The organism is Lysinibacillus sp. FSL K6-0057 (assembly GCF_038630885.1).
Classification (GTDB): domain Bacteria; phylum Bacillota; class Bacilli; order Bacillales_A; family Planococcaceae; genus Lysinibacillus; species Lysinibacillus fusiformis_F.
This window is the reverse complement of sequence record NZ_CP152047.1, coordinates 516,543-530,316: the sequence shown is the minus strand read 5'-3', so window position 1 is coordinate 530,316 and position 13,774 is coordinate 516,543. Positions and strand designations below refer to the sequence as shown.

The 13,774-nt window shown below is 37.6% G+C and carries 11 protein-coding genes, 1 riboswitch and 1 other annotated feature; of the genes, 3 read left to right on the top strand and 8 right to left on the bottom strand.

The features are described 5' to 3' along the window. Positions 1-42 precede the first annotated feature (42 nt). On the bottom strand, positions 43-1,065 hold the full coding sequence (locus tag MHB40_RS02485; RefSeq protein WP_205446729.1) for an ABC transporter substrate-binding protein: 1,023 nt from the start codon (positions 1,063-1,065) through the stop codon (positions 43-45). A gap of 321 nt (positions 1,066-1,386) precedes the next feature. Then, a riboswitch (PreQ1 riboswitch) is annotated at positions 1,387-1,431 on the top strand. A gap of 6 nt (positions 1,432-1,437) precedes the next feature. Between MHB40_RS02485 and MHB40_RS02480 the strand changes: the two genes are divergently transcribed. Both MHB40_RS02480 and trpB read left to right on the top strand, forming a co-directional pair. Next, positions 1,438-1,920 (top strand): QueT transporter family protein, encoded by a 483-nt coding sequence (locus MHB40_RS02480; protein ID WP_205446728.1) that lies wholly within the window; start codon positions 1,438-1,440, stop codon positions 1,918-1,920. A 68-nt stretch (positions 1,921-1,988) separates the two neighbouring features. Next, positions 1,989-2,188, top strand: a binding site (T-box leader). A 59-nt stretch (positions 2,189-2,247) separates the two neighbouring features. After that, positions 2,248-3,411: a tryptophan synthase subunit beta gene (gene trpB / locus MHB40_RS02475; RefSeq protein WP_205446727.1), complete on the top strand. Its 1,164-nt coding sequence runs from the start codon at positions 2,248-2,250 to the stop codon at positions 3,409-3,411. Between the two features lie 44 nt (positions 3,412-3,455). On the opposite strand, the gene MHB40_RS02470 is transcribed toward trpB, so the two are convergent. The 3 genes from MHB40_RS02470 to MHB40_RS02460 form a co-directional block, all read right to left on the bottom strand. Next, complete coding sequence (locus MHB40_RS02470; RefSeq protein ID WP_342533828.1) at positions 3,456-5,075, bottom strand: long-chain fatty acid--CoA ligase; 1,620 nt, start codon at positions 5,073-5,075, stop codon at positions 3,456-3,458. 194 nt (positions 5,076-5,269) lie between these two features. Then, a complete protein-coding gene (locus MHB40_RS02465; RefSeq protein ID WP_004225462.1) occupies positions 5,270-6,223 on the bottom strand; it encodes an L-threonine 3-dehydrogenase in 954 nt (317 codons plus the stop codon). 351 nt (positions 6,224-6,574) lie between these two features. Continuing rightward, the gene (locus MHB40_RS02460; protein ID WP_342442392.1) at positions 6,575-8,245 is read right to left on the bottom strand and encodes a methyl-accepting chemotaxis protein; all 1,671 of its coding nucleotides are present in this window, start codon (positions 8,243-8,245) and stop codon (positions 6,575-6,577) included. 244 nt (positions 8,246-8,489) lie between these two features. On the opposite strand from MHB40_RS02460, the gene MHB40_RS02455 reads away from it, so the two are divergent. Next, positions 8,490-9,656, top strand: coding sequence for an FtsW/RodA/SpoVE family cell cycle protein (locus MHB40_RS02455; protein ID WP_342442391.1), 1,167 nt, complete (start codon positions 8,490-8,492; stop codon positions 9,654-9,656). Between the two features lie 57 nt (positions 9,657-9,713). Here MHB40_RS02455 and MHB40_RS02450 read toward each other — a convergent pair whose 3' ends face one another. Genes MHB40_RS02450 through MHB40_RS02435 form a run of 4 tightly spaced genes read right to left on the bottom strand, consistent with a single transcriptional unit; the run spans position 9,714 to position 13,774 of the window. After that, positions 9,714-10,694 carry a BadF/BadG/BcrA/BcrD ATPase family protein gene (locus MHB40_RS02450; protein ID WP_205446722.1) on the bottom strand — a complete coding sequence of 327 codons (981 nt, stop codon included), beginning with the start codon at positions 10,692-10,694 and terminating at the stop codon, positions 9,714-9,716. 12 nt (positions 10,695-10,706) lie between these two features. Beyond that, a complete protein-coding gene (locus MHB40_RS02445) occupies positions 10,707-11,708 on the bottom strand; it encodes an asparaginase (protein ID WP_342442390.1) in 1,002 nt (333 codons plus the stop codon). 18 nt (positions 11,709-11,726) lie between these two features. Next, positions 11,727-12,878, bottom strand: coding sequence for an ROK family transcriptional regulator (locus MHB40_RS02440; protein ID WP_342442389.1), 1,152 nt, complete (start codon positions 12,876-12,878; stop codon positions 11,727-11,729). Between the two features lie 14 nt (positions 12,879-12,892). After that, positions 12,893-13,774 carry a sugar phosphate isomerase/epimerase family protein gene (locus tag MHB40_RS02435; RefSeq protein WP_342443690.1) on the bottom strand — a complete coding sequence of 294 codons (882 nt, stop codon included), beginning with the start codon at positions 13,772-13,774 and terminating at the stop codon, positions 12,893-12,895.

The following is a 13,774-nucleotide window of genomic DNA, read 5'->3' as shown; positions in this document are numbered from 1 at the left end:
TAAAATGAAGATAAAGCGGGGATAGTTCTCCCCCGCTTCGTTTTACTTTTCTAGAATTTCTGCACCCCAAGAATCTTTCATTTCGATTCCTAAATCATCCGCTACTTTTTTATTGATTAATAGTTTCAGATTTTGAGGATATTGTGCTGGTGTATCAGCAGGTGTTGCTTCACCTTTTAAAATTTTCACAGCCATTTGACCTGCTTCATAACCGATATCGAAATATTCAAATCCATAAGCAGCTAAACCACCACGTGCCACAGAATCTAATTCTCCTACGACTAATGGTAATTTATTCGTATTGGCAACATCAATTACCGATTCTAAAGCAGAAACTACTGTGTTATCAGTAATAATATAGAAAGCATCTACTTTACCAATTAGAGATTCTGTCGCTTGCTTTACATCTGCTGAAGTGGATGCTGATGCTTCTACCACCGTTAAACCTTGTTCATCCATAACCTTTTTCACTTCTGAAACTTGTGCAACTGAGTTTTGCTCACCCGCATTGTAGACCATCCCTACTTTTTTCGCACCAAGGTCTTGTAAGAATGCTACTGTTTTAGAAATCGTTTCAGGATGTAGATCAATTGTGCCTGTAATATTTTTCCCTGGCTTCTCCATTGAGTCGATTAACTGTGCACCAACAGCATCTGTAACCGATGTGAAAATAATTGGAATATCACTTGTTGCTGTTGCAGCTGCTTGTGCAGAAGGTGTAGAGTTAGCAAAAATTAAATCTACGTTTGCACTCACTAGATTGTTAGCAATCGTTGTGTTAAGGCTGTTATCTCCTTGCGCAATTTGTGGATCGTATTCAACTTTTAAGCCAGCATCTTCAATTGCTTTTTTAAAGCCTTCCGTTGCTGCGTTTAACGATGGATGCTCAACAATTTGAGTAATCCCGATTTTATATGTTTTATCGTCTGCATTTCCGCTCTCACTTGCATTGTTTGTTTCATTTCCTTTTGAATCTGTTGTACTAGAGCCACCACTACCACAAGCAGCAAGTAGTAACACTAATCCAAAAAGAAGGAATGATAGCTTCTTCACATTGCTTTTCACAAATAATCCCCCCGATTATGTTCTCAAATATCTACCGCACTTTATCCAAACAAAGTGTGAATGTATCGCTATATTATCGTTATTATCGAGCTCAGTCAACAACATTATGAATGTTCTGACTTTTAAAAGTGACAAAATATTTTAGTTTTTCATTCAATTTGGCGCTTTAAACCGCTAAACTACGCTGTTTTAGTTATTCTATTTCTTTTTTCAACATAGTAAAAAATATTTATGACAATTTTGCGACGATAGGACATTATAGACAAAGTCTGACATTTGACTTCTACTAGATATGTATAATAAAATATTTACTTGTGTGAAAGCACCGTGGTTCGTAACCATCCCACGAAAAAAAACTAAGGAGAAATGAATATGAAAATAAAATTTTTAGCAGCAAGTGGTATCATTGCGGCTCTCTATATAGCTGTGACCATGCTTGTTGCACCATTTGGTTTTACGGAGGTACAGTTCCGAGTATCCGAGATGTTTAACCATTTAGTAGCATTTAATCCACGCTTTGCCGTAGGGATTATTATTGGTGTATTGATCTCTAATCTCTTTTCACCACTTGGCATTTACGATTTAGTGTTTGGTGTAGGTCATTCAATGATTACACTTGGCCTGTTTATTTTAATCTGTAAATTTGTCAAAAATATATGGGCACGTTTAATTATTAATACATTGCTATTTACATGCACCATGTTTATCATTGCCTTTGAGCTGAACTTAGCCTTAGAGCTGCCATTCTTTTGGACTTGGCTAACAGTAGCGGCGGGTGAATTTGTTGTATTAGCTGTTGGTGCGCCGATTATGTATGTATTAAACAAACGCCTTCACTTTAATAATTTGATTTAACTGACGGGTCTTTTTAGATTCGTCTTTTTTCTTGACACTATTCTGAAAATATTCTACAATTCTTTCTAATAAATGCAAGGAAGAAGAGTAGTAGCAAGCATTGTTACTTCAAGAGAGCTGGTGGGTGGTGTGAACCAGTAGTACAGACTTGTGAATGGACTTCAGAGCAGCCTTATCAAATGTAAGGCCGATTTGCTCCCCGTTACCGGAGCAGGAAAGCGCGCAAAAATTGCGAATAAAGGTGGCACCACGGTTACTCGTCCTTTTTATGAGGGATTGGAGTGGCTTTTTTTTATGGAAAAATTAGCATAGAGGAGTCGAGTAAAGATGAGTACAATAGTAGAGAAAAAGGGATATTTCGGTGAATTTGGTGGAAGCTTTGTTCCAAAGGAGCTTCAAAATGTTTTAAATATACTAGATGAGAATTTTCAAAAGTATAAAGAGGATGATGACTTTAAGCAAGAATTAGATTACTATTTCCGTGAATATGTTGGTCGTAAATCCCCTCTTTATTTTGCAGAAAATTTAACAAAGCAATTGGGTGGTGCAAAAATTTATTTAAAACGTGAAGACCTTAACCATACAGGCTCACATAAAATCAATAATGTACTAGGACAGATCTTACTAGCCAAACGTATGGGAGCAAACCGCGTGATTGCCGAAACAGGTGCAGGTCAACATGGTGTAGCAACAGCTACAGCTTGTGCCATGTTTGGAATGGATTGCACGATTTATATGGGCTTGGAGGATACAAAGCGTCAGGCATTGAACGTATTTCGCATGGAGCTTCTTGGCGCGAAAGTCGTAGCGGTTGATAAAGGGCAGGGTCGCCTAAAGGATGCAGTTGATGAAGCATTTGCTGACTTAGTAGAAAACTATGAAACTACGTTCTATTTATTAGGTTCAGCAGTTGGTCCACATCCCTTCCCTACAATGGTTAAACATTTTCAATCCGTGATTAGCCGCGAAAGTCGTGAACAGATTTTAGAGAAAGAAGGAAAGCTTCCAACAGCGGTTCTTGCCTGTGTCGGCGGTGGTAGTAATGCCATTGGGGCATTTGCTGACTATATTGCAGACGAAGATGTTCGCCTTATTGGAATAGAGCCGGATCAAGCTGCTACCTTAAACGAAGGAACACCAGGTGAGCTACACGGCTTCAAATGCTTAGTGCTGCAGGACGCAGACGGTAATCCGCTCCCAACCTATTCAATAGCAGCTGGTTTAGATTATCCCGGTGCTGGACCTGAGCATAGCCATTTGAAAACAATTGGTCGTGCTGAGTATGTGACCGTGACCAATGAAGAAGTTTTAGAAGCATTCCAAGTACTTTCCAAGGTTGAAGGTATTATTCCTGCTCTTGAAAGCTCACATGCAGTCGCACATGCTCTAAAATTAGCACCAACTTTATCACCTGAGGAAAGCATTATTATTAATATCTCTGGTCGTGGTGATAAAGACGTTGAACAAGTTTTCCACATGTTAACTAAATAACTCAATAAAAGAGCGACTTCCGTTTAGGGAAATCGCTCTTTTAACTATACCAATGATCTAGGATAAAAATCTGCTACATTATCTCGCAGCTTTGCTTTCAGAAATTTTCCAACAGATGTCTTTGGAATTTCCTCTAAAAATACGACTGCATCTGGTACCCACCATTTGGCAAATTGATTTTCTAAAAAGGCAAGAAGCTCATGTTCAGTTACTGATCGCCCCTCTTTCAATACCACACAAGCTAATGGACGCTCCTGCCATTTAGCATGAGGCATGGCAATGACAGCCGCTTCTAAAACTGCATCATGCGTCATCAGTGCATTTTCCAAATCAACAGAGGAAATCCATTCGCCACCTGATTTAATAAGATCCTTCGTACGGTCCGTAATTTTAATAAAGCCATCCTCTGTTCGTACTGCAATATCACCAGTATATAACCAGCCATCTCGATAGGCATCTGCTGTTCGTTCATCCCGATAGTATTCGTTAGAAATCCATGGACCTCTTAAACGCAATTCCCCCATTGTTTCGCCATCCCAAGGTACTTCACCCTTCTCATTAATGATACTAGATTCGATACCTGCCATCGTCATCCCTTGCATCGCTCGAGCTTCAATACGTTTTTCAATCGGCCAATCATCCATCCATGACATATAGTTGGAAAGTGCCACGATTGGTGTAGTTTCTGTCATGCCGTACACAACAATATAAGGAATTCCGTATTTTTCCTCAAATGTCCGAATGAGTCGGGTTGGTGAAGCCGAGCCACCACAACATATCGCTCTTAAAGAACTAATATCTCGCTCTTTCTTTTCCTGCTCCTGTAATGCGCCTATCCAAATAGTTGGTACACCAGCGGTTAATGTAACCTTTTCTTGTTCGATTAAATCCATTATTAACGCTGATGTAAATTGCGGACCTGGTAGAACTTGTGTAGCACCCACATTGACACTAGCAAAAGGTAACCCCCATGCATTTGCATGAAACATTGGCACAATTGGCATCACGACATCTCTTTCTGCAATCCCCATAGAATCAGACATACTCAGCATGTGGCTGTGTAATACTAACCCCCGATGTGAATAGACAACTCCTTTTGGATTCCCTGTCGTGGCACTTGTATAGCACATACCAGCAGGTGCTTCTTCATCAATATCCTCTGGAAATTGAAATTCTTCATCAGCAGTAGCTAATAACTCCTCATAAGATAAAACATTTTGTAATGTGGTCTTTGGCAAAGCTGTATCATCCGTCATAACAATATAGTGTTTCACTGTCTTTAGTTTTGGCGCAATATTTTCAATAATCGGTAATAAATCTACATCGACCATCAAAATCTCATCTTCTGCATGATTAATAATATAGATCAAATGCTCTTCTGATAAACGAATATTTACCATGTGTAAGATTGCCCCTGAGCAAGGTACAGCAAAGTAGGCTTCTAAATGTCGATGCTGGTTCCACGCAAAGGAGCCAACTCTCGTTCCTCTTGTCATCCCAAGCCTCGTAAGAGCATCTGCTAAACGACGCGTTCTTTTTGCCCACTGTCCATATGTTAAACGGTGTATTTTGTGTGGGCTTGTCCGTGAAATAATTGATTTTCTTGCAAAATAGCTCTCTGCTCGTTTGAAAAAACTAGTTAAAACTAATGGTGCTTGCATCATAAAACCCATCATCCCTTCATTTGTGAATTTTCCCCTTGTGAAATCGTCACAGCATCAATTTAACTGAATACTATTAATATTCCGAATATTATTATATTTTAATTCCATAATTTAATCTATATATTCCAATAATTTTCTTTTATATACATATAAAAAAACGGATGAAGTCTAGTTCTTCACCCTTTGCTTATCTATTATGAAATTGCTTTTTTATGCAGTTTAATTTTCAATTTCTCTAACATATCTACCGTCATTTTAGCTAAATCATACTCTGCTTTGAAGCCCCACTCTTTTTGAGCCGCTTCAATATTTAAAGAGTTTGGCCAGCTATCTGCAATGGCTTGACGAACTGGATCTACCTGATAGCTCATTGTGAAATTTGGTAAGTGTTTCTTGATTTCAGCCGCGATTTGCGAAGGTTCAAAGCTCATAGCAGTAATATTAAAAGCATTGCGATGAACGAGCTTACTACCGTCCGCTTCCATTAAATCTACGATAGCTTGTAGAGCATCTGGCATGTACATCATATCCATGAACGTTCCTTCTTGAATATACGATGTATACTTGCCTTGTTCGATGGCTTCATAGAAAATTTCTACTGCATAATCTGTTGTACCACCACCTGGAGGTGTTACATAAGAAATTAATCCTGGGAAGCGTACTCCACGTGTATCAACACCAAAACGATTGAAATAATAATCGCATAATAACTCACCCGCTACTTTATTTACACCATACATGGTTGTTGGTCGTTGCAAAGTATCCTGTGGTGTATCTTCCTTAGGTGTAGACGGACCAAACGCACCAATTGAGCTTGGCGTGAAAAATTGCATATTTAGCTCACGTGAAACTTCCAATGCATTCATTAATCCGCCCATATTTAAATTCCACGCTAACAATGGATTTCTTTCTGCTGTTGCTGATAATAATGCTGCTAAATGCATCATTGTATCTGCACCGAAGTCCTTTGCTAAATCGTGCATTCTTTGTCCATCTGTCACGTCCAATATTTCAAATGGGCCCTTAGTATGTTCAAGCTTTCTAATGTCTGTAGCAAGTATATTGTCCTCTCCATAAATACCACGAAGTTTTTCTACAAGCTCAGAACCAATTTGACCAAGTGCTCCAGTAACAATAATCTTTTTCATTTCCCAAAACCTCCACATGTGAACAATTGTACTTTCGGAAAGTACAAAAATATATTGATAAACATTGATTTAATAACACTTTCAATGAAATTCATTATAATGTGTTCGTTTTGAAAATACAACAATTATATTAATAATATTCCTTACAAGGAACATACAATCCCTTATTCTCAGTATATGAGGACATAAAAAATATTGTGCTACAAAAATATATAAAACACAATTGTACATCTCAAAAACACACAGTATTTACACTTTCTTAAACTAGTTTTGTAACCATGCAAAAAAAGAATCTTCTTTGCTATTTTTTGCAAAGAAGATTCTTTTTAGATATTATTCTTTAATATTAAATTATATCGAAAAACGTTTGACAGCTATTTGCAAAACTTTTGATACTTTGCGCAATTCTTTAATATAATTATGGAACTGTTGCTGAGCTGTTAATTGATCAGCTGTTAATGCAGCTACATGCTTAGTAGACACGGCATTCGTATCGGATAAAGCTGTCAACATAACCGCATCCTCACTTACCGTCTTTGTATGATTGGCAATCTCTTGAACCGTAGCAGATACTTCCATAATATACGGCTTTATAGTATGTACTTTTTCTAAGATTTGATCAAAACTTGATGCCGTTTGTCCTGTGACAGCAACACCTTTTTCAGTCGCCACTAAAACGCCTTCCATCATTTGTACCGCATAGCTCGAATCTAAATGGATGTTCTGTACAATGGATGTAATCGTTTGTGTTGATTGAACGGTTTGCTCTGCAAGCTTACGTACCTCATTAGCCACTACTGCAAAACCTTTCCCATGCTCTCCTGCTCTTGCAGCTTCAATAGATGCGTTTAACGCTAGTAAATTAGTTTGTGCTGTTATTCTTTCTATTACTTCAATCATTTGGTCAATCGATGCTGCACGCTCAACTAGATTAAAAATTGCTGTATTAGATCTTTCAACCGCCTGCTTAATCGCTTGCATTTGCGTTAAATTAGCCTGTACAATTTCTGTTCCACTTTCTGCATCTCTGGCTGTTTTTTGTGCAAAACTTTCTACAACCTGAATCTTTTCTAAAATAACCTGTACATCATTTAAAACTTCCTCTAAGGAAGCCGTATTCGAAGCTAATTTATTAGAAGAAGCGGTCGTTGACTCGGAAATAGATTGTACATCCTTTGCTATTTTTAATGTCGTTGTTGATGATTGCTCAGAGGATTTCTGCAATTTCCCTGTCATTTCTTCTACTTCATAGGCACTGTCAGTAACAGTATGGAGTAGGCGTTTCACTTCAGTTACCATTTGATTGTAGGACAGGACTACTTCACCAAGCTCATCATGAGCCACGTAACTTGCGTTGGCAGTGAAATCACCCTGTTCTGCACGTTTTAATAATGACTTTAGTTGACGTGTTGGCACATTGACTGCCTTCGTTGCGATAAATCCGATAAGGATTACAAGCAAGACAACCGCTAAGCATACACCGCCTAGTAACCAGTAGCCAAATTGCACATCTTTTTGATAAGCCTGCTGTTGGTCTTTTGCTCTTTGAACTAAATAATTTTGCGTATCCTCTAATAATGTATGACTTTCCTGACTAATTGGTAAAAAAGTTTGCAAATAAAACTGATCTAGCTCACCACGGTTCAATTGCTTAAAGTCCTCAATGGCTTCTTCCTGCTTCTTCAGCAATGACTTATACTTCTTAATTTGATGACTCATCTTTTTATCAATTTCTTGGCTATCTAGATGCTCTAAAGGCTGTGCCATGTTTTGTAAAATGGCTGCCATTTCTTTATCGTCACCCTTCGAATCTACTATAAAATCTAATCGACGCTGTGATTCTTCTAGCTCATTTAGCCATCCAATTGGGACAAGTCCCTGTGTGTAACTCTCACTTGCATGCCACGACATTTTCCTTAAATAATCTACACTAAATACACCTAGCAATACATTCGATAATACACAAACAATCATGAGTACAAGTAACTTGTCCTTCACCTTAACGAAACGGAAAAAATGCATGATCCTTGGCTCCTCCTCCAACTCTTACCAATAATGATAGTATAGAGATATAAAGCCAGTGTTATGTTTTTGTAAATTTTGATCGATATATTAAGAATTTATACCCATCCTTTAGTTCCATTTAGGTAATTTAACTTGCAAATCTATTCATACTATTGCTTCTTATTCGTACTACTTTTTGAATAAACATTTGCAACCTTCCATACATTGCCAACGTTGATAATAGAGAATGGGGGTGTTACATTTGACGCAATTCAAGAAGTTAGACTGGAATTTAGTAATCAGTCTTCTTTTACTCGGTGGTATTAGTTGCCTTTTTGTCCATTCGAGTAGTGTAAATTTCGAACAATATTCAAGCTCTTTTATTATCAAGCAATTTTTATTTTATCTCATAGGATTAACCATCATGTTTTGGATATCCTTACTTGATATTGAACAGTTGAAGAGAATCGGATGGCCATTTTACTTCCTAATCGTTGCTTTAACGGCTGGGCTTATTGTTGCACCAGAGAGCATTGCCCGGACAATCAATCAAGCAAAATCATGGTATCAAATCCCGTTTTTAGGTTCCCTCCAACCATCGGAATTTTTAAAGTTCGCTTTTTTAATAGTTGTGAGTAAGGTCATTATTGCTCATCAAGAGAAAAATGTCCGCCCCTCTTATCTAGCAGATTTTTGGCTACTTATAAAAATTGGGCTCATTGTCCTTCCTCCTTCACTTCTTGTTTATAGGCAACCCGATACAGGTATGGTCATGTTGTATATGGCAATGATTTTACCGATGATTTTCTTTTCAGGTATTCATAGAAAGCTTCTTGTCGTTTTTACAGCTGTCCCTTTAGTTATCATCAGTACGATTGTCGTGCTCTATGTCAGTTTTAATGAATTTTTTACAGAGAAGGTTTTAGGTGCTCTATCAGGACATCAGATTTCAAGAATTTATGGATGGCTTCAGCCTTATGAATATACAGATTCTTCTTTTCAAGTACGTCAAGGCTTTATGGCCATCGGATCAGGAGAGTTTGTGGGCAAGGGCTATCTACATAACAATGTCTATGTACCAGAAAAACATACCGATTTTATATTCTCTACTATTGCAGAAGAGTTAGGTTTTGTCGGAGGAGCATTTGTGATCACTCTATTATTTTTTGTTATCTATCGTATTGTTCTTATTACGGTAGTAGCGCGAGATCCCTTTATGACTTTAATGGGGGCAGGTATTTCAAGCTTACTAGCCTTCCAAATTACTCAAAATATTGGCATGACCATTGGGCTTTTACCAGTCACAGGCGTCACCCTACCCTTTTTAAGCTATGGGGGAAGTTCGTTATTATCCAACTTTATGCTTATTGGAATCGTCATGATCATACATAAATCTTACAAGGGATATATGTTTAAAGTAGGGGACTAACAAAATGCAAGTAGAGGATGGTACATACCATTCTCCACTTGCTAGATTAAAGGGGGATTAATTCGTTAAAAATGCCTTCATACTTGTATTATATTGATCGATAAATAGCTTAGCTTCATTACTAGGTAATTTTAATGCAGCTAAAGCAGCACCACCCACTGGTAAACTATAAGCACCCATGAAGTCATACTGATTACTATTCTTTTTATCAATAGCGACTAATTTTTCAATAAATAGCCTCAACTCATTAAAAACGCCACCAGCTAGCACTACTTTGACACGGTTATCTGCAAACGGATTTTTTTTGTAACAAGCGTCTATACTTTGATATAAAACATGGCACACTTGATCAATAATTGTATTGGCTTCTCCATCACCACGTTTAGCGCATTCGATTGCTACCTTACTTAAAGGAGATATTGTATCACGCGGATGACCTTCACCATATACCACTTCAATTATCTGCGGAACGGATTGTAACTGAAAATAGTCTAATACTGCTGCTGTTAGGAGCGTTTCAGGACCTCTTTTATCAAATGCTTTAAACACCGCTTTTAATGTGCGAATGCCAATATCATAGCCACTGCCCTCATCATCAAAAATATAACCCCACCCTGCTGTACGCTCAATTCTTTCAGATGAATCTATACTGAGTGTAATCGCACCCGTACCAGAAATCTGTACGATGCCAGGCTGACCCAATGTTCCCGCATACAGCGCGTTCAACCCATCATTCGATAGTGATAGTTGACAGTCTTTCGGTAAAAGCGAGGTTAATAATGCATGGGTAATTTTCTCATTATTATTTTCTGTTACACCAGACAGTCCCGCATGGCACTTTGTAATGTGTTGAAATTCGTGAGGTTGTTGTCTTTTTAAATCATTTATTAATTCTGTTATCGTCTCTGTAAATTGCTCGAAGCTCATAGATGTGGGATTACTTTTGCCCGTTTCTGCTAGCGCCATAATTTGTCCACGACAAGTTGAGATTGTCGCAATTGTTTTCGTTCCACCACCGTCTATTGCCAAAACATACAAGTACCTTCACCTCTATACAATTTTAATTGTAGAAACAATTTCCCCGACCTCAACCCCTGCATCATTACGCACAAATGAAGGAGACAATGCTTTAATACGCTCAATTGTTTCTTGATTTGTATACTGAATTTGTTCCAATACAGAAGCAATTACATTGGGCCACGGACTTTCTGAGCCATTCATAATTTTCAAGGCAAAACTTAGCCCTTCATTTCTTAGAGCAAAACAGTATACGCCCTGTGCTCCGCCCTTCGCCACAATATTAGGGTCCTTTAATAATGCCGTACAAATAAAGTTTTGCGCTGCAATGATATGATTCTCTTGATTCATTACTGCTGTAAGCTTTATTACTGCTTCACGAATTAGTTGATCATCAATCAATTCTGGTCGTGCTAGCTTTAAATAAGCAATTGCCATATTTTTTAGCGGAATCGCAAAAACAGGCGCACCACAGCCATCAATCCCTGTACGAATACTCTCCACATCATATTCACTTAAATAAGCAATGTATTTTTTTATCATCTGCTGCAATGGATGTTCTGGATGGCAATATTGCTTGACATCATAGCCATTTGCTAGACAGGCAGTTAAGAATCCTAAATGCTTGCCCGCGCAATTATGAAATAGTTTTCTCTTTTCATATCCCTGTTGAATATATTGTGTTTTAGGTTCCTCATTTAATGGATAGGATGCTGCACATATTAAATCATTTTCATTAATAGGGAGTTTTTCCAGCAAAGAGACTAATGCCTCTTGATGATAAATTTCGCCTCTTTGTGAAGCCAGAAATAATGCACTTTCATTTGAAGTAATCCCGTATTTTTCTATAAAATCAGTCATAAAAATGGGAATGGCTTGAAATGGTTTTGCTGCAGAACGAAAATACACAGGCTCATAATCTTGACCTACAGAGACGAATTCTTCCTTCGTTAGATTCACAGCACTCATTTGTCCATAATGCACATTTTCCATTAATCCTGAACGATACTCCTTTAAAAATTCTGAGTAAGCCACGAATCAACCAACCTTTCTTTAAACAGACAGCAACTGCTTTTGTGCTTGTAATGCCGCTCCTTTAACAACCCCTTCTTTTAATTGATTTGAAAACTGCAAATCAAAGTAGGGTTGTAATTCCTTCCATATATACTGTTTACACTTTTCACTAAGTAGTTTTTGAAATGACACATTATGCTCAATAATTTCCCCACTGACGATGACAGCCTCTGGTTCGTATAAACAAACTAGATTATTGATAGCAATAGCTAGAAAAGTAGCTACATCTTGTTGAATATCGATCGCCCATTGCTCTCCTTGATCAACACACTGCAAAATCTCTTCTATTGATTGAATATTAAGATTTTTAGGTGTTCTTTTTAACAGCGTAACTTCAGAAACATACATCGATAAGCATCCTCTTTTACCACAGTGACACATTTCACCAAAGGGATTAATCGTTATATGACTTATTTCTCCAGCTTTATTTTGAATGCCACGATACACTTCTCCATTTAATAATATGGATGCTCCTATTCCCGTTCCAATTCCGACTAAAATACAATTTGAATATAGTGGCGTATAGATATCACCAATTTCAGCAATGATTTGCATTTTTAATTCATTATCTACGATGACCTCACAACCAAAAACACCATTTAAATCTTCTCTTATATGGCAGTTTTCCCACTTCAATTGCTCAGAGGAAACGATAATTCCTTCCTCGTTATTGATTACTCCTGGAATCCCTATCCCAATGCCTAGTAATTTATCCTGAGCAATCTGATATTCTGTCATGATATTTTCTATAGATCGTTTTAGTAGATGTATGGCTTCTTCGTATTGATGCTTGATACTACATTTGACTTCCTGAAAGGCAATAAGCTTCCCCAAGAAATCTAGTATACCTATTCGAATAGTAAAACAGTCAATTTCTATCCCAATCGTATATAATGCATCTTCGCGCATATGAATTAACGTAGGACGTCTACCAATGGCTGTTTCTTCCGATACCCCTTCAAGAATAAAGCCTTCCGCTTCTAGCTCCTGCACAATACGAGTAATGGTCGTAGGGCTCATTTTTGTATATTTTGATAATTGAATTCTTGAAATTGGCGCCATCTGCCTTATTGCGTCAAGCACAATATATTTATTTTGTCTTCTCATTTGTACTTGATCTTGCTTTTTCAAATTAGATTCAACCCCTATTTAAACTTTTCTATGAATTGTACAGCTTCTTTGATGTCTTTTTCGGGATTTGATCTCACTTCTCGTTCAATAGTTAAATAGCCATTGTATCCGATTTCTTGTAAAGCTGAAAAGTAAAGCTCGAAATTGACATCTCCATGACCTAATGGAAGTTCTCTGAAAAACTCTCCATTTTCCACCATTTCTTCTATTTTATCATGAGATGTTCCAGAATCGTATCCTAAGTACCCGTACACATCTTTAGGATTCGTTGGCTGCAGTTGAATACCATCCTTTACATGTGTATGTACAATATACTTCTTTAATCGTTTGACTCCAGCTACAGGATCATCTTTTGTTACCATCACCATATTGGCAGGGTCAAAATTAACCGATACACCATTCGTTGAAAGCTTATCTAAAAATCCTTTTAATGTTTTACTTGTTTCTGGCCCTGTTTCAATTGCAAAATAAGCATCTAATGATGTAGCATATTGCCCTAATTCTTCGCAGGCTTCCAGCATTGTTTGATAGATTGGATCATTTTCATCTTCAGGAATAATACCAATATGGGTTGTAACGATGGATGTTCCCAGGTCCTTGGCTAATTGCAGTATTTCTTTTGATTTTTTTATTTTCCAGGCATTTTCTGTTTTGTCTTGAAAGCCATGCCCACCTAAATCTCCACATAATGCGGAAATCTCTAGACCTAACTCTGAAATGTACTGCTTCAATTCTGCTCTTTGGGCAGTATTTAAATTATCTGGGTCCAACTCACCTGAAACGGCATACATCTGTACCCCTTGTGCACCAACTTCTTTCGCTTTTAATAAACCTTCACGAATAGGCAATCGAAAGCTGTCTACTATCACGCCAATTTTATTGTCCAATTTCACCAT